This is a genomic window from Halovulum marinum (assembly GCF_009697225.1).
Taxonomy (GTDB): domain Bacteria; phylum Pseudomonadota; class Alphaproteobacteria; order Rhodobacterales; family Rhodobacteraceae; genus Halovulum; species Halovulum marinum.
Genome location: NZ_WIND01000004.1, coordinates 213,388 through 228,681, shown reverse-complemented (window position 1 = coordinate 228,681; position 15,294 = coordinate 213,388). Strand labels below are relative to the sequence as shown.

The 15,294-nt window shown below is 71.2% G+C and carries 15 protein-coding genes; 10 read left to right on the top strand and 5 right to left on the bottom strand.

Going from position 1 to position 15,294, the window contains the following annotated elements:
- Positions 1 to 66: 66 nt before the first annotated feature.
- The 5 genes from GE300_RS08335 (at position 67) to ccoP (ending at position 4,914) form a co-directional block, all read left to right on the top strand.
- Positions 67 to 1,098, top strand: coding sequence for a M42 family metallopeptidase (locus GE300_RS08335; protein WP_233416890.1), 1,032 nt, complete (start codon positions 67 to 69; stop codon positions 1,096 to 1,098).
- A gap of 391 nt (positions 1,099 to 1,489) precedes the next feature.
- Positions 1,490 to 3,097 carry a cytochrome-c oxidase, cbb3-type subunit I gene (ccoN, locus tag GE300_RS08330; RefSeq protein WP_154446085.1) on the top strand — a complete coding sequence of 536 codons (1,608 nt, stop codon included), beginning with the start codon at positions 1,490 to 1,492 and terminating at the stop codon, positions 3,095 to 3,097.
- A gap of 20 nt (positions 3,098 to 3,117) precedes the next feature.
- Positions 3,118 to 3,843: a cytochrome-c oxidase, cbb3-type subunit II gene (gene ccoO, locus GE300_RS08325; RefSeq protein ID WP_154446084.1), complete on the top strand. Its 726-nt coding sequence runs from the start codon at positions 3,118 to 3,120 to the stop codon at positions 3,841 to 3,843.
- Between the two features lie 10 nt (positions 3,844 to 3,853).
- Positions 3,854 to 4,039 (top strand): cbb3-type cytochrome c oxidase subunit 3, encoded by a 186-nt coding sequence (locus GE300_RS08320; protein WP_154446083.1) that lies wholly within the window; start codon positions 3,854 to 3,856, stop codon positions 4,037 to 4,039.
- A 2-nt stretch (positions 4,040 to 4,041) separates the two neighbouring features.
- Positions 4,042 to 4,914, top strand: coding sequence for a cytochrome-c oxidase, cbb3-type subunit III (ccoP, locus tag GE300_RS08315; protein WP_154446082.1), 873 nt, complete (start codon positions 4,042 to 4,044; stop codon positions 4,912 to 4,914).
- 26 nt (positions 4,915 to 4,940) lie between these two features.
- Here ccoP and GE300_RS08310 read toward each other — a convergent pair whose 3' ends face one another.
- The gene (locus GE300_RS08310) at positions 4,941 to 6,428 is read right to left on the bottom strand and encodes an alanine/glycine:cation symporter family protein (protein ID WP_154446081.1); all 1,488 of its coding nucleotides are present in this window, start codon (positions 6,426 to 6,428) and stop codon (positions 4,941 to 4,943) included.
- A 166-nt stretch (positions 6,429 to 6,594) separates the two neighbouring features.
- Between GE300_RS08310 and GE300_RS08305 the strand changes: the two genes are divergently transcribed.
- On the top strand, positions 6,595 to 7,086 hold the full coding sequence (locus GE300_RS08305; RefSeq protein ID WP_154446080.1) for an asparaginase domain-containing protein: 492 nt from the start codon (positions 6,595 to 6,597) through the stop codon (positions 7,084 to 7,086).
- Between the two features lie 140 nt (positions 7,087 to 7,226).
- Here the strand turns inward: GE300_RS08305 and GE300_RS08300 are convergent, their stop codons facing one another.
- A complete protein-coding gene (locus GE300_RS08300; protein ID WP_154446079.1) occupies positions 7,227 to 7,907 on the bottom strand; it encodes a DUF2270 domain-containing protein in 681 nt (226 codons plus the stop codon).
- A gap of 186 nt (positions 7,908 to 8,093) precedes the next feature.
- Between GE300_RS08300 and ccoG the strand changes: the two genes are divergently transcribed.
- From ccoG to ccoS, 4 genes are read left to right on the top strand one after another with little or no spacing between them, the layout of a single operon-like run.
- Complete coding sequence (gene ccoG, locus GE300_RS08295; protein ID WP_325063156.1) at positions 8,094 to 9,521, top strand: cytochrome c oxidase accessory protein CcoG; 1,428 nt, start codon at positions 8,094 to 8,096, stop codon at positions 9,519 to 9,521.
- On the top strand, positions 9,521 to 9,991 hold the full coding sequence (locus GE300_RS08290) for a FixH family protein (RefSeq protein WP_154446077.1): 471 nt from the start codon (positions 9,521 to 9,523) through the stop codon (positions 9,989 to 9,991). Before ccoG ends, GE300_RS08290 begins: the two co-directional genes overlap by 1 nt.
- Positions 9,988 to 12,165 carry a heavy metal translocating P-type ATPase gene (locus GE300_RS08285; protein ID WP_154446076.1) on the top strand — a complete coding sequence of 726 codons (2,178 nt, stop codon included), beginning with the start codon at positions 9,988 to 9,990 and terminating at the stop codon, positions 12,163 to 12,165. Before GE300_RS08290 ends, GE300_RS08285 begins: the two co-directional genes overlap by 4 nt.
- A gap of 1 nt (position 12,166) precedes the next feature.
- Positions 12,167 to 12,313 (top strand): cbb3-type cytochrome oxidase assembly protein CcoS, encoded by a 147-nt coding sequence (gene ccoS, locus GE300_RS08280; protein ID WP_154446075.1) that lies wholly within the window; start codon positions 12,167 to 12,169, stop codon positions 12,311 to 12,313.
- On the opposite strand, the gene GE300_RS08275 is transcribed toward ccoS, so the two are convergent.
- The 3 genes from GE300_RS08275 to GE300_RS08265 are packed head-to-tail and all read right to left on the bottom strand — an operon-like array spanning position 12,310 to position 15,190.
- Complete coding sequence (locus GE300_RS08275; RefSeq protein ID WP_154446074.1) at positions 12,310 to 13,140, bottom strand: NAD-dependent epimerase/dehydratase family protein; 831 nt, start codon at positions 13,138 to 13,140, stop codon at positions 12,310 to 12,312. The genes ccoS and GE300_RS08275 overlap by 4 nt on opposite strands.
- A complete protein-coding gene (locus GE300_RS08270; protein ID WP_154446073.1) occupies positions 13,125 to 13,970 on the bottom strand; it encodes a glycosyltransferase in 846 nt (281 codons plus the stop codon). The genes GE300_RS08275 and GE300_RS08270 overlap by 16 nt, the downstream gene beginning before the upstream one ends.
- Complete coding sequence (locus GE300_RS08265) at positions 13,970 to 15,190, bottom strand: NAD-dependent epimerase/dehydratase family protein (RefSeq protein WP_154446072.1); 1,221 nt, start codon at positions 15,188 to 15,190, stop codon at positions 13,970 to 13,972. Before GE300_RS08265 ends, GE300_RS08270 begins: the two co-directional genes overlap by 1 nt.
- Between the last annotated feature and the right edge of the window lie 104 nt (positions 15,191 to 15,294).

The window sequence follows — 15,294 nt, the reverse complement described above, 5'->3', positions numbered from 1 at the left end:
GCCGGTACGACCGCCCATGCTCCGCCGCGATTTGCAAGAAAAGCGGAGCCTGCCATGACTGCCGACCTGAACCTCGACCTGCTGCGCGCGCTGTGCGAGACGCCGGGCGTGCCCGGCCACGAGGACCGCGTGCGCGAACTGATCCGGGCCGAGGTCGAGGGCCTGTTCGACGAGGTGACGACCGACCCGATGGGCTCGCTGCTGTGCCGCCGCGACGGCAAGGGCGACGCGCCCGAGCGGATCATGCTGCTGTGCCACATGGACGAGATCGGCTTTCTGGTCAGCCACGTCACCGACAAGGGCTTCGTCTACCTGCAGCCGGTCGGCGGCTTCGATCCGCGCAACCTGTTCTCGCGCCGGGTGCTGGTGTGCACCGAAGGCGGCGATCTGAAGGGGGTGATGAACCCCGGCGGCCGGCCGATCCACATCGCCAGCCCCGAGGACCGCAAGAAGGTGCCCGAGGTGACCGAGTTCTTCGTCGACCTCGGCCTGGGCGAGGCCGCGAAGGACCGCGTCAGGGTCGGCGACATGGTGGTGATGGACGAGCCGTTCCTGGAAATGGGCGACAAGGTCGTGTCCAAGGCGCTGGACAACCGCATCGCCTGCTGGCTGGGGATCGAGTCGGTCCGCGGCCTGAAGAAGACCCGCCCGAAGGCCGAGGTGCATGTCGCCTTCACCTCCCAGGAAGAAGTCGGCCTGCGCGGCGCGCGCACCGCCGCCTACCGGATCAAGCCCGACATCGGCATCGGCGTCGACACCACGCTGGCCTGCGACACCCCGGGCGTGCCCGAGCAGGACCGCACCACGGTGCAGGGCCAGGGCTTCGGCCTGCATGTGCGCGACAGCAGCTTCATCGCCGACAAGGCGCTGGTGCAGGAGTTCGAGGACCTGGCGGTGAAGCGCAGGATCCCGTTCCAGCGCACCATGCTGCGCGCCGGCGGCCAGGACGGCGCCGCGGCGCAGCAGGCCGCCGCCGGCGCGCGCGCGGTCGGCATCGTCGTCGGCACCCGCTACATCCACACCGTGACCGAGATGATCCACAAGACCGACCTTGCGGCCGCGCGCGACATCCTGACCGCGTTCCTGAAGGCGCACTGAGCGTCGCCGGCGGGGCGTCAGCCGGCCAACGCGCCGGGTGCTCGCGCCGCATCCCGGCGCCGGGCGGCATCGGCGCGCTCACCTCGATCATCCCCTGCCGGGATCCCCGGTGAGGCCGCGCCGCCGGCCGCGCGCCGTTCGCCGCGTGCGGCCCGCCGCCGCAGCCCCCTTCGCGATCGTGCGCCGGGCCCGGGCACAAGCGGCGCGGTCGGCCACCGTTTCGCCGGCAGGACCGCGCTGCCGAGCCGGCGCCCGACGCACGCCGCTGCCCGCGACGCGACATTCCGCACCGCTTGATCCACATCAAGGCCGCACCCCCGCGCGCCGGGCATACCCGCCGCCGTGACAGGTGCGGCCCGTGGTGCGGGCGCAGGCCAGCCGAGGGACATGGATGACCGACATACTGAAACTGATCGTGCTGGGGGCGATCATGGTGGCGGCGGCGATCGCCGCCAACTTCGCGCGGGACCTGGCCTACCAGGTGCACGCGGTGCTGATCATGCTGATATCGGCCGGGCTGTTCCTGTGGGTGCTGCGCGGCGCGGGCGAGCCGAAACCGGCGTCGGCCGTGGCCGTCGGCTACACGGACGACGTGGTCCGCGCCGGGGTGATCGCCACCACCTTCTGGGGCGTGGTCGGCTTCCTCGCCGGCACCTACATCGCCTTTCAGCTGGCGTTCCCGATCCTGAACCTCGACCTGCCGTGGACGACCTTCGGGCGGCTCAGGCCGCTGCACACCTCGGCGGTGATCTTCGCCTTCGGGGGCAACGCGCTGATCGCGACCTCGTTCTACGTCGTGCAACGCACCTGCGCGGCGCGGCTGTGGGGCGGCAACCTGGCGTGGTTCGTGTTCTGGGGCTACCAGCTGTTCATCGTGCTGGCGGCGACCGGCTATGTGCTGGGCGCGACCCAGTCCAAGGAATACGCCGAGCCGGAATGGTACGTCGACATCTGGCTGACCGTCGTCTGGCTCGCCTATCTCGCGGTGTTCATGGGCACGATCCTGCGCCGCAAGGAGCCGCACATCTACGTCGCCAACTGGTTCTACCTGGCCTTCATCCTCACCGTGGCGATGCTGCACGTCGTCAACAACCTCAGCCTGCCGGTGTCGATCTTCGGCTCGAAATCCGTGCAGCTGTTCGCCGGCGTGCAGGACGCGCTGACGCAGTGGTGGTACGGGCACAACGCGGTCGGCTTCTTCCTGACCGCGGGCTTCCTGGGGATGATGTACTACTTCATCCCGAAACAGGCCGAGCGCCCGGTCTACAGCTACAAGCTGTCGATCATCCACTTCTGGTCGCTGATCTTCCTCTACATCTGGGCCGGGCCGCACCACCTGCACTACACCGCGCTGCCCGACTGGGCGCAGACGCTGGGCATGGTGTTCTCGATCATGCTGTGGATGCCGTCCTGGGGCGGCATGATCAACGGGCTGATGACGCTGTCGGGGGCCTGGGACAAGCTGCGCACCGACCCGGTGCTGCGGATGATGGTGGTCTCGGTCGGATTCTACGGCATGGCCACCTTCGAGGGGCCGATGATGTCGATCCGCGCCGTCAACAGCCTCAGCCATTACACCGACTGGACCATCGGCCACGTGCATTCCGGCGCGCTGGGCTGGAACGGCATGATCACCTTCGGCGCGCTCTACTTCCTGGTGCCGAAACTGTGGAACCGCGAGCGGCTGTACTCGCTGAGCCTGGTGTCGTGGCACTTCTGGCTCGCGACCATCGGCATCGTCCTCTACGCCGCGTCGATGTGGGTCACCGGCATCATGGAGGGGCTGATGTGGCGCGAGGTCGACGCCCAGGGATTCCTGGTCAACAGCTTCGCCGACACCGTCGCCGCCAAGCTGCCGATGTACATCGTCCGCGGCCTGGGCGGGGTGCTGTACCTGGCCGGGGCGCTGCTGATGGTCTGGAACCTGTGGATGACGGCCAGGGGCGTCGGCCAGGACGAGGCGCTCGCCCGCCCCGCCCCCGCCGCCGCCGCCGAGTGAGCCGAGTGAGGAGAGCGCGGATGGCACTGCTGGACAGACACAAGACCATCGAGAAGAACGCGACGCTGCTGCTGGCGCTCAGCTTTGCCGCGGTCAGCATTGGCGGCATCGTCGAGATCGCGCCGCTGTTCTATCTCGAGAACACCATCGAGAAGGTCGAGGGCGTGCGCCCCTACGCGCCGCTGGAACTGACCGGCCGCGACATCTACATCCGCGAGGGCTGCTACGTCTGCCACAGCCAGATGATCCGCCCGATGCGCGACGAGGTCGAGCGCTACGGCCACTACAGCCTTGCGGCGGAATCGATGTACGACCACCCGTTCCAGTGGGGCTCGAAGCGCACCGGGCCCGACCTGGCCCGCGTCGGCGGCCGCTATTCCGACGCCTGGCACGTCGATCACCTGCTGGACCCGCAGGCGCTGGTGCCCGAAAGCGTCATGCCGTCCTACGCGCACCTCGCCGACACCCGGATCGGGGCCGAGAACGTCGCCGGGCTGATGCGCACGCACCGCGCGGTCGGCGTGCCCTACACCGACGCGATGATCGACGCGGCGCGCCGCGACTTCACCGCGCAGGCCGATCCCGACGGCGATCCGGACGGACTGATCGAACGCTATCCCGGCGCGCAGGTGCGCAATTTCGACGGCAATCCGGCGCTGACCGAGATGGACGCGCTGATCGCCTATCTGCAGGTGCTGGGCACGATGGTCGACTTCTCGACCTTCGAGCCCGACGCCGCCCGGTAAGGAGGCACCGATGGACCGCTACTCCTTTCTGCGCGAACTGGCCGACAGCTGGGGCCTGCTGGCGCTGACGCTGGTCTTCCTGGGCGTGATCCTGTGGACCCTGCGCCCCGGCGCGGCGGCGCTGCACCGCGACGCGGCGCAGGTGCCGCTGCGCCACGACCGCCTGCCCGCGGACGACCCGACGAAGGAGCGTTGAACATGGCCCGCAAGCTCGACCGGACCGACGAGATGGCCACCACCGGGCACGAGTGGGACGGCATCCGCGAATACGACACGCCGATGCCGCGCTGGTGGCTGTGGACCTTCTACGGCACCATCGCCTGGTCGGTGATCATCATGGTGCTGTACCCGGCGATCCCGCTGGTCGACGGCGCGACGCAGGGCGTGCTGGGCTACGACAGCCGCGCCGAGGTGGCGCAGGACATCGCCGCGGTGCAGGCCCGCAACGCCGATCTGGACTGGGCGCTGGAGGCGGCCGAGCCGGGCGCGCTGCGCGACGACGACGAGCTGTACCGCTACGCCGTGTCCGGCGGCCGGGCGGTGTTCGCCACCTGGTGCGCGCAGTGCCACGGCGCCGGCGGCGGCGGTGCGGCGGCGGACGGCTATCCCAGCCTGGCCGACAACGCCTGGCTTTGGGGCGGCGACATCGCCGCGATCCGCGACAGCGTCGCCCACGGCATCCGCTGGCAGGACGATCCGGACACCCGCTTCAGCCAGATGCCCGCGTTCGGGGGCGACCTGTCGGACGCGCAGATCGCCGGCGCGGTCGAGCATGTGCGGGCGCTGTCGGGGCAGCCGCACGACGCCGCGCTTGCCGCCGCCGGGGCGCAGACCTTCGCCGCCGACTGCGCCGCCTGCCACGGCGCACTCGGCACCGGCGACCGCAGTCTTGGCGCGCCCGACCTGACCGACGCGATCTGGCTCTACGGCGGCGACCGGGCGACGCTGCTGCGCACGGTCCGTGCCGGGCGCAACGGCGTGATGCCGGCCTGGGCCGGGCCGGGCCGGCTGACCGAGGCGCAGATCCGCCAGGTCGCGGCCTATGTCCACCAGCTCGGCGGCGGCGAATAGACCGCCGCCGGCGGCGGCCGGCCCGGTCAGGCCGGGCGGCTGTCCGCCGCCGCGCGCCCGCCGGGCACGGCGCCGGCCGACGCCGGGTCCGGCACCTTTCCGGTCCAGGCGGTGCGGTCCAGGTCCAGGTCCGGGAAGTCGTCCGGGTTCAGCACCGGGCGCTCGACCCCCGCGGCCAGCTGCGCGCGGAAGTCGCGCAGGATCCGCAGGCAGGTCGGCAGCAGCATCATGATCACCACCAGGTTGACCAGCGCCAGAACGCCCATCAGCGGATCCGAGAAGAAGAACACCGCCGTCGCCCCGGGCGCGGTCGCGCCCAGGAACACGATCGCGATGATCACCACCCGCAGCACGTTCAGCGCCATCGGGTGCTCGGTGATCGTGGTCAGCGCGTTCTCGCCCAGGTAGTAGTTGTAGATGATCGAGCTGAACGCGAACAGCAGGATCATGACCGACAGCAGGTACTGGGACCACCCGCCCAGATGCGAGACCAGCGACTGCTGGGTCAGCGCGATGCCGTCGATATCCTCGGCGCCGGGCACATAGACGTCGCCCAGCAGGATGATGAACGCGGTGCACGAGCAGATGAAGATGGTGTCGATGAACACCGAGAAGCTCTGCGTGATGCCCTGGCTGATCGGGTGCCGCACGTCCGCCGTGGCGGCGACGTTGGGCGCCGAGCCCAGCCCGGCCTCGTTCGAGAACAGCCCGCGCCGCAGCCCCTGCGCCAGCGCCGCGCCCATGCCGCCGCCGACCGCCTCCTCCAGGCCGAAGGCGTTGCTGACGATCGAGGCGATCACCCCCGGCACCGCGCCGATGTTCATCACGATGATCACCAGCGCCATCAGGATGTAGCCGACCGCCATCACCGGCACCACCACGTCCGCCGTCTTGGCGATGCGGTGGATGCCGCCGAAGACGATGAACCCGGCGACCACCGCCAGCAGCGCGCCGGTGACCACCCGGCTGATGCCCATGCTGTCCTCGACCGCGCCGGCGACGGTGTTGCCCTGGAAGGCGTTGAACCCCAGGCCGAAGGCGGCGATCAGGCACACCGCGTAGACGATCGCCAGCCAGCGGTAGTCCTGGCCCAGCCCGAACAGGATCGAGCGCGCCGGCCCGCCGCGGAAGTCGCCGTTCGCCTCGCGCCGCTTGAACAGCTGCGCCAGCGAGCATTCGACCAGGCTGGTCGCCATGCCGACCAGCGCGATCGCCCACATCCAGAACACCGCGCCCGGCCCGCCCAGGGTGATCGCCACCGCGACCCCGGCGATGTTGCCGCCGCCGACGCGCCCGCCGACCGAGATCAGCAGCGCCTCGCGCGCCGAGATCGCGTTCGGATCGCCCGACTGGTTCTTCGACGACAGCACCCGGAACATGCGCTTGAAGAAACGGAACTGCACGAACCCCGTCAGCGCGGTGATGAAGACGCCGAACACGACCAGCAGCGGGATCAGCGACCAGCCCCATGTCAGATCGCCGATAAGTCCGAAGAAGCTTTCAAGTAAAACCATGTGCATCTCTCCAGAATTGTGCGCGGGGCGCGTAAATAGATGCCGGAACGATACGGGTCGTCGCGCGGATTTTCAAACATATTTGCCGGTTGACTTGGGCTTTGCGGCGGCCGTGGCAAAGGTGTAAGTCCCTGTGGTGCGAACGCAGCGAACGGGAGCGCGCAGAATGAAAAGCCTCAGGATCGTGGTGACCGGCGGCACCATCGACAAGGTGCACGACCCAGGGACCGAGGCGCTGGCGTTCTCGCCCGACGGCGCCACCCACATCCCCGAGATGCTGCGCGTCGGCCGCTGCCACTTCCCGGTGGTGCAACTGCTGATGCTCAAGGACAGCCTGTACTTCGACCACGCCGACCGCCGGGCGATCGCCGCCGCCGTCGCCGCCGCGCCCGAGCCGGCGGTGGTCGTGACCCACGGCACCGGCACCATGGGCGACACCGCCCGCTTCCTGTCGGGCCGGGTCGGCGACAAGACCGTGGTGCTGACCGGGGCGATGCGGCCGTTCTCGCTCAGCGCCTCGGACGGCGAGTTCAACCTCGGCGCCGCCGTGATCGCCGCGCAGCTGCTGGCGCCCGGCGTCTGGGGCGCGATGAACGGCCGCGTGTTCCCCGCCGAGCGGCTGAACAAGAACGTCGAGCAGGGCCGCTTCGACGCCTGATCCGGCGGCCGCCGCGCGCCGGCCCGGGGCCGGCGGAACGGCGTTGACGAAGTTTTCGGATTCTGTTCCTGAACGATTTCAGGTGGTCACGGGGGTTTTCACGGTGAAATCCGCGGTTTTCACGCCGCCGCGGGCGGCGTTCAGCCCATCGAGCTCATGCTCTGCCGGAACTTGAACTTGGCCCGGTCGCGGCGCCCGCTCCAGACCCCGACGCTGCCCCAGACCAGGATGTAGATCAGCCCCGCACCCAGCACCAGCGCGCCGGGCAACGGTCCGATCCCGGCGCGATCGATGAACTCGGCGAAGCTGGCGACCGGCTCGGGGTGCACCACCAGCTTGCCGATGTAGGCCACGGTCTGGATCAGCAGGATCCACATGTAGTTGCGCCGGATCCGCCGCCCGACCGCGGTCAGCAGGCCGACATGGTACTGCGGCACCAGATAGTCGTCGGCCAGCGTCTTCTGCCAGTTCTCCTCGGTGTGCAGATCGCCGGTCTCCAGCATCGGCGCGTAGAAATGCGTCTCCATCCAGCGGCAGCGGGCGCGCCAGACGTTGAAATAGCGGTAGCGGCGCGCCTCGAGCAGCAGGAAGAACAGGATCAGGATGCCGACCAGGATCAGCGGCAGCGGCGAGGCGTCGGGCGAGGCGAAGGCGATCGACAGCGCGATGCCCAGGGTGACCACGGACCAGTTCGTGGTGGTGTCCAGCCGCTGCCGCCACAGGGTCGAGCGGTAGACCTCGCCGCGGTACAGATGCGCCAGCGCGCCGATCTCGGCCGCGGTGAACTCGCGCGGTTTCTTTCGCGGCGCGGCTTCGTTCATGGCGTCCTCCGGTCCTGCCCCCGCGCGCGTGCGGCGACGCGGGTCGCGACAGTCTGACACGCCCCGGCCGCCCCGGTCAAAGCGCCGGTGCGGCGGCGGTTGATCCAGGTCAAGGCCGCGGCACCGGGCGGCTGGCACACCGGCGACGTGACCCGGATCCCAGCCCCACCGAAGGAGCGCGCCCCCGTGAGCGCCGCAGACTCGCCCCCGAAGCTCTACGAGGCGCAGGCGCCGGTGTTCCCGCGCCGCGTCGGCGGCCGGTTCCGCACCCTGAAGTGGTGGATCATGGCGGTCACGCTGGGGATCTACTACCTGACGCCGTGGATCCGCTGGGACCGCGGCCCGAACCTGCCCGACCAGGCGGTGCTGGTCGACCTGGCGCACCGCCGGTTCTTCTTCTTCTGGATCGAGATCTGGCCGCACGAGTTCTACTTCGTCGCCGGGCTGCTGATCATGGCCGGGCTGGGGCTGTTCCTGTTCACCTCGGCGCTGGGCCGGGTCTGGTGCGGCTATTCCTGCCCGCAGACCGTCTGGACCGACCTTTTCATCCTGGTCGAGCGCCGGGTCGAGGGCGACCGCAACGCCCGCCTGCGCCTGTGGAACGCGAAGTGGAGCGCCCGCAAGGCCCGGCTGCGCGCTGCCAAGTGGGCGCTGTGGCTGCTGATCGCGGCCGCCACCGGCGGCGCCTGGGTTTTCTACTTCGCCGACGCGCCGACGCTGGCGCGGGCGCTGGCCGCCGGCCAGGCGCCGTTCGTCGCCTACGCCTCGGTGCTGCTGCTGACCGCGACCACCTTCGTGTTCGGCGGCTTCCTGCGCGAACAGGTGTGCATCTACATGTGCCCGTGGCCGCGGATCCAGGCCGCGATGATGGACGAGGACACGCTGACCGTCGGCTACCGCGGCTGGCGCGGCGAGCCGCGCGGCAAGCACCGCAAGGCCGCCGCGGCGGCCGGGCTGGGCGACTGCATCGACTGCATGGCCTGCGTCAACGTCTGCCCGATGGGCATCGACATCCGCGACGGCCAGCAGCTGGAGTGCATCACCTGCGCGCTGTGCATCGACGCCTGCGACGACGTGATGTCCAGGATCGGCAAGCCGCGCGGGCTGATCGACTACCTGGCGCTGTCGGACGAGCCGCGCGAGCGCGCGGGCGGCGCGCCGCGGCCCGCCTGGCGCCACGCGCTGCGGCCGCGCACGATCCTCTGCACCGCGCTCTGGGCCGGGGTCGGGCTGGCGCTGCTGGTGGCGCTGTTCATCCGCTCGGACGTGTCGCTGGCGGTCTCGCCTGTGCGCAGCCCGGTCTACGTCACGCTGGCCGATGGCGCGATCCGCAACGCCTACGAGGTGCGGCTGCGCAACCAGGACGGGGCCGCGCGGAGCTTCGTGTTCACGCTGGAAGGCGCGCGCGATCTGCAATTGTCGCTGGAAGGCACGCGGAACCCGGCGGTGATCGTGCCGGCGGACGAGACCTTCCGGCAGCGCCTGTACCTGACCGCCGCGCCCGGCAGCGCCGCCGCCGCCGCCGGCCGCACCGGCGTGCGGCTGTGGATCACCGCGCAGGGCGGCGACGCCCGCGCGCATGCCGATACCGTGTTCACCGGAAAGGACCAGTGATGGCGCAGCAACCGACCGGCCGCCCGCTGACCGGCCGCACCGTCCTCGGCATCACCGCCGCCGGCTTCGCGGTGGTGATCGGGGCCAACATGGCGCTGGTCTGGGCCGCGCTGGGCAGCTTTCCGGGGCTCGAGGTCCGCAACAGCTACGTCGCCAGCCAGGGCTTCGACCGCGAGCGTGCGGCGCAGCGGGCGTTGGGCTGGACCGCGCGGGTCTCCTATCGGCCGGGACGGGTGACGCTGGTCGTGCTCGACCGCGACGGCGCCCGGGTGCTGCCCGCCGCGATCACCGCCAGCGTCGGCCGGGCGACGCACATGGCGCAGGACCGGGCGCTGGCCTTCGCGCCGGGCGCCGGCGGGCTGGTCGCGCCGGCGCGGCTGGAGCCCGGGCCGTGGCAGGTCCGGATCGCGGCCACCGCCGCCGACGGCACCGGGTTCCGCCAGCGGCTGGACCTGCGGGTGCCGCAATGAGCGTCGCTGCCTGCCCAGCCGCCGCGGCGGCCGCGCCCGCGCCGCGCCCCGCCGCCGCGGCGTCTGGCGCGACACTGCAGATCGCGGTGCCGTCGGTGCATTGCGCCGGCTGCATCGCGACGGTCGAGCACGGGCTGGCGGGGCTCGAGGGTGTCGTCGCCGCACGGGTGAACCTGACGCTCAGGCGGCTGGCCATCACCGCCCGCCCCGGCGCGCAGGTCGAGGCCGCCGTGCTGGCCCGGCTGCAGGCGCTGGGCCATCCCGGCCGGGTGCTGGACGCCGCCACGCTGGGCCGCGCGGCGGACCCGGCGGGGCGCGCCCTGCTGCTGCGCCTCGGCGTCGCCGGCTTCGGGGCGATGAACGTGATGCTGCTGTCGGTCGCCGTCTGGGCCGGGGCCGAGGGCGTGACCCGCGACTTCCTGCACTGGGTCTCGGCGCTGATCGCGCTGCCGGCCGCGCTGTTCGCGGCGCAGCCGTTCTTCGTCAACGCCTGGGCGGCGCTGCGCGTCGGCCGGCTGGTGATGGACACGCCGATCTCGCTGGCGATCCTGCTGAGCCTGGCGGTGTCGCTGTACGAAACCGCGCTGGGCGGCGCGCATGCCTATTTCGACGCCGCGATGTCGCTGACCTTCTTCCTGCTGCTGGGCCGGGTGCTGGACCACCGCAGCCGCGCCGCGGCGCGCTCGGCCGCTGCCGAACTGGCCGCGCTCGAGGTGCCGCGCGCCGAGCTTCTGGGCAAGGGCGGGGCGTGCACCGTGCCGGTGGCCGAACTGGCGGTGGGCGATGTGGTTCTGGTGCGCCCCGGCATGCGGGTGCCCACCGACGGCATCATCCGGTCCGGCGCGACCGAACTCGACCGCAGCCTGCTGACCGGCGAAACCGCCCCGGTGGCCGCCGCCGCCGGGCAGGCCGTGCATGCCGGCGAGGTCAACCTGACCGGCCGGCTGGAGGTGCGCGTCACCGCCGCAGGGGCCGACTCCACGCTGCGCCGGATCGCCGATCTGGTGCGCGAGGCCGAGGGCGCGCGGAACAGGTACGTCTCGCTGGCCGACCGCGCCGCGCGCGTCTACGCGCCGGTGGTGCATCTGCTGGCGCTGGTCTCGGGACTGGGCTGGTACTGGGCGAGCGGCGACGCGCGGCTGTCGATCAACATCGCCGTCGCGGTCCTGATCATCACCTGCCCCTGCGCGCTGGGTCTTGCCGTGCCCTCGGTCATGGTCGCCGCCAGCGGTGCGCTGTTCCGCAGCGGCGTGCTGCTGAAGGACGGCACCGCGCTGGAGCGGCTGGCGGGCGTGGATACCGTGGTTCTGGACAAGACGGGTACGCTGACCGAGGGCGCGCCGGTGCTGGCTGACCCCGAAGCGGTGCCGGCGGGCGCGCTGGCGGTCGCCGGGGCGCTGGGCGCGGGCAGCGCGCATCCGCTGGCGCGGGCGCTGGCCGCCGCGGCGGATGCGGCGGCGCTGGATCTGCCGCGGATCGAGGCGGTGCGGGAGGTGCCCGGCCAGGGTGTCGAGGGGCGGCTCGACGGGCAGGCCGTGCGTCTGGGCCGGGCCCAGTGGGTCGAGACCGGGGACGCGGAGACCACCGCCACCTGGCTGCGCGTCGGGAACGCGCCGCCGGTCGGCTTCCGCTTTGCCGACCGCCCGCGCCCGGGTCTTGCGGACATGCTCGAGGGGCTGCGCGGCAAGCGGGTGATGCTGCTGTCGGGCGATGCGCCCGTGCCGGTCGCGCGCCTGGCGGCGCGCTTCGGCATCGACGCGGCCGAGGCCGGGCTGACGCCCGAGGACAAGGCCGACCGGGTGTCCTCGCTCAGGGCCGCGGGGGCGCGGGTGCTGATGCTCGGCGACGGGATGAACGACACCGCGGCGCTGGCGGCGGCGGACGTGTCGATCTCGCCGGCCTCGGGCATGGACGTGGCGCGCAACGCGGCGGACATCGTGCTGCTGACGCCGGACCTGTCGGTGGTGCCGCGGGTGATCCGGCTGGCGGGCAGCGCCCGGTCGCGGATGCTGGAGAATTTCGCCCTGGCCGCAGCCTACAACGCGGTGGCGATCCCGCTGGCGGTGGCGGGCTACGCGACCCCGCTGGCCGCCGCGCTGGCGATGTCGGGCTCGTCGATCTGCGTGTCGCTGAACGCGCTGCGGGTGCGTCGCGGGATGAACCAGGGGGGATGACATGAACGTTCTGCTGGTGCTGATCCCGATCTCGCTGGTGCTGGGCGGAGCCGGGCTTGCGGCCTTCGTCTTCGCCCTGCGCTCCGGGCAGTTCGACGATCCCGAGGGGAGCGCCGCGCGGATACTGGAGGATCAGGAGCCGGATTAGTCGCCGGTCTGCAGAAGCCTGGAAAGTGTCTCTTGCAGCAGCGGCAACCCGCCGGGCCGCCAGCCCAGCGCCCGCAGGCGGCCGGTGTCCATCTGGTTGACCTGCGCGGCATCCGCCGGCTCGGGCAGGGCCCCTTGCAGGCCGGTCAGGCGCAGCAGGTCGCGCCGGTCCAGAAGCAGGTCCGAGACGTTGTAGACCGGGGCGGGCGAGGGCTGCCGCGCGACCAGCGCCACGGCGCGGGCAAGGTCCTGCCCGTGCACCTCGGTCCCGGCGCGCGGCGCGATCGGGCGGCCCTCGCGGAAGTCGCGGAACAGGCCGGCCCATTTGTGCGCGATCCCGGCGGGCGTGGGGCCGTAGACCCCGGTCGCCCGCAGCGACACGCCGGTGAAGCCGGGGGCCGAAAGCCGGGCCAGCGCGCGCTCGGCGGCCAGCTTGACCTCGCCGTAGAGGGTGTCGGGGTGGCAGGGCATGTCCTCGGTCAGCCGAGTGCCGGGGGCGTGGGGGCCATAGACGGCGCGGCTGGACAGGAAGATCACGCGGGCCACGCCGGCGGCACGGGCGGCGTGGAACAGCGCCGCGGTGCCGTCGAGGTTGGCGCGGCGGAAGCCGGCCGGATCGTCGCCCTCGCCGCCGCGGTAGCGTCCCGGGACATGGGCGAAGGCGCAGTGAACCAGCAGGTCGACCCCCGCGAGCAGGGGGGCGAAGTCGGTGTCCGGCGCAAGCGGTAAGTCGCGGCCGGTGGTGGTCACGTCCCAGCCAAGCGCCCGGCAGTGCTGCGCGACGAACCAGCCGACGCGGCCGGTGCCGCCGGTTACGACGGTGCGCATGGGGTCGGCAGGCTGCCCAGGTCCGGGATCGGCGCGCCGTCGTGGAACGCCTGCCACAGGTCGATCAGCGGGCGCAGCCTGTCGGCCTTGGGATGGTCCGCCTCCCACGGCTTTTCGTACTGGAAGTGCAGCACCCGGACCGAGGCCCAGTCCCAGAGTTCGGGCATGGTGAACCAGACATATTGCAATGTGTTGTAGAACACCGGCAGCCCGTGCCAGTCGGGGAAGAACGCCTGCAGGAAGGTCTGGTCGGTGCGCCGCCAGAACGCGTCGGGCGCGTCGAGCCGCGCAAGCATCGCATCGAACGTGGCCTCGGAAGGCCGCGCGGTGAACACGCCGGAGTTCATCCGGTGAAAGTCGCCCAGCCCCTCGTAGACGTTCGGCGCGGCGCAGAACTCGGGGTAGTCGAACAGCTTGTCGATGGTCCGCAGCACCAGCGCGTCGGCGTCGATGAACACGCACGAGCGATATTCGGTCATCTGCCACAGCCGCAGCTTGGCGAAGTTGTCGAGCGGGGTGTGGAACTCGGGCTTGCGGCCCCTGGTGAAGGGCGCGGCGCCGTGCAGCGCGGTGCGGGCGTGGCGGGCGTTGAACGCGTCCGAGGTCGGCAGCAGCCCGGCCAGCACCAGCCGCGCGCCCAACGCCTCCAGCGGCGCAAGCGAATCGGCAGGCGCGCCGCCGGTGTGCAGCACGACGATATCGGCTTGCGTTCCCGTCAGCCGCAGCGACCGCACCAGGGCCAGCGCCCCGGCGGCGTAGTCGGCATTGGTGACGAGGGTGACATAGGCCTGCGCCGCGCCCGCCGGGCGCGACGCCTGTGACGCGGCCATCAGCTGACCGACTTGAGCTTCTTGCCTTCCGGGTCGCGCTCGACCTTGGCGCCCAGCTCGCGGGTCCAGGCGGACACCGCGGGGATGCGGCTGCGGTCGACGCGGTGGGCGTACTTGCGCGAGACCTCGATGATCTCGTCCAGCAGACCCTCCTCGAGCCGGGTCGGGTTCAGGCCCAGCGCCAGGAACTGGTCGTTGCGCACCACCAGGTCGTTCTCGGGCGCTTCCTTGCGCGGGTTCGGCAGATAGGCGACCTCGGCCCCGGCCAGCCGCGCCACCATCTCGGCCAGGTCGCGGACGCGGTGCGTCTCGGTCATCTGGTTGAAGATCTTCACCCGCTCGCCGGCCGCCGGCGCGTCGCCCAGTGCCAGCTCGATGCAGCGCACGCTGTCCTGGATGTGGATGAAGGCGCGGGTCTGCCCGCCGGTGCCGTGCACGGTCAGCGGATAGCCGATCGCCGCCTGGATCAGGAAGCGGTTCAGCACGGTGCCGTAGTCGCCGTCATAGTCGAACCGGTTGATCAACTGCTCGTGCCCCCGGGTCTGTTCGGTGTGCGTGCCCCAGACGATGCCCTGGTGCAGGTCGGTGATCCGCAGCCCGTCGTTCTGGGCGTAGAACTGGAACAGGATCTGATCGAGGCTCTTGGTCATATGATAGACCGATCCGGGCCGCGTCGGATACAGGATCTCCTGTTCCGCCTTGTCGCCGGACAGGGTTTCCACATCGACCGGCAGATAGCCCTCGGGGATCGCCGCGCCGACGCTGGAATAGCCGTAGACGCCCATCGTGCCCAGATGCACCAGATGCGCGTCGATGCCGGTTTCCACCAGCGCGGCCAGCAGGTTGTGCGTCGCCGAGACGTTGTTGTTGACGGTGTAGGTCTTGTGCCGGTCGGACTTCATCGAATACGGCGCGGCGCGCTGCTCGGCGAAGTGGATCACGGCGTCGGGCCTGTGCTCGGCCAGCCAGCCCTTGAGGATCTCGTAATCGCGGGCGATGTCGATCAGGTGGAAGTGGATCTTGCGCCCGGTCTGCTGGTGCCAGATGCGGGTGCGCTCCTGGATCGAGTCCATCGGCGTCAGCGACTGCACGCCCAGTTCGGTGTCGATCCAGCGCCGGGACAGGTTGTCGAGGATATGCACCTCGTGCCCCTGGTCCGACAGGTGCAGCGTCGTGGGCCAGCCGACGAAGCCGTCCCCCCCCAGAACCGCGATCTTCATGACGTTCCCCATAGACTGTTTCCGTCCCGGCCGGCCTTACCACGTCGCCGCGTGGAAGTGCAGCCGCGAATCGCCGAAGCCGACGCGGCCGCCTGCCTATTCAT

Excerpts from the sequence above, each read along its gene's own strand:
- ccoN (WP_154446085.1), top strand. The coding sequence starts at position 1,490 with ATGACCGACATACTGAAACTGATCGTGCTGGGGGCGATCATGGTGGCG.
- ccoO (WP_154446084.1), top strand. The coding sequence starts at position 3,118 with ATGGCACTGCTGGACAGACACAAGACCATCGAGAAGAACGCGACGCTG.
- GE300_RS08320 (WP_154446083.1), top strand. The coding sequence starts at position 3,854 with ATGGACCGCTACTCCTTTCTGCGCGAACTGGCCGACAGCTGGGGCCTG.
- ccoP (WP_154446082.1), top strand. The coding sequence starts at position 4,042 with ATGGCCCGCAAGCTCGACCGGACCGACGAGATGGCCACCACCGGGCAC.
- GE300_RS08310 (WP_154446081.1), bottom strand. The coding sequence starts at position 6,428 with ATGGTTTTACTTGAAAGCTTCTTCGGACTTATCGGCGATCTGACATGG.
- GE300_RS08305 (WP_154446080.1), top strand. The coding sequence starts at position 6,595 with ATGAAAAGCCTCAGGATCGTGGTGACCGGCGGCACCATCGACAAGGTG.
- GE300_RS08300 (WP_154446079.1), bottom strand. The coding sequence starts at position 7,907 with ATGAACGAAGCCGCGCCGCGAAAGAAACCGCGCGAGTTCACCGCGGCC.
- GE300_RS08290 (WP_154446077.1), top strand. The coding sequence starts at position 9,521 with ATGGCGCAGCAACCGACCGGCCGCCCGCTGACCGGCCGCACCGTCCTC.
- GE300_RS08285 (WP_154446076.1), top strand. The coding sequence starts at position 9,988 with ATGAGCGTCGCTGCCTGCCCAGCCGCCGCGGCGGCCGCGCCCGCGCCG.
- ccoS (WP_154446075.1), top strand. The coding sequence starts at position 12,167 with ATGAACGTTCTGCTGGTGCTGATCCCGATCTCGCTGGTGCTGGGCGGA.
- GE300_RS08275 (WP_154446074.1), bottom strand. The coding sequence starts at position 13,140 with ATGCGCACCGTCGTAACCGGCGGCACCGGCCGCGTCGGCTGGTTCGTC.
- GE300_RS08270 (WP_154446073.1), bottom strand. The coding sequence starts at position 13,970 with ATGGCCGCGTCACAGGCGTCGCGCCCGGCGGGCGCGGCGCAGGCCTAT.
- GE300_RS08265 (WP_154446072.1), bottom strand. The coding sequence starts at position 15,190 with ATGAAGATCGCGGTTCTGGGGGGGGACGGCTTCGTCGGCTGGCCCACG.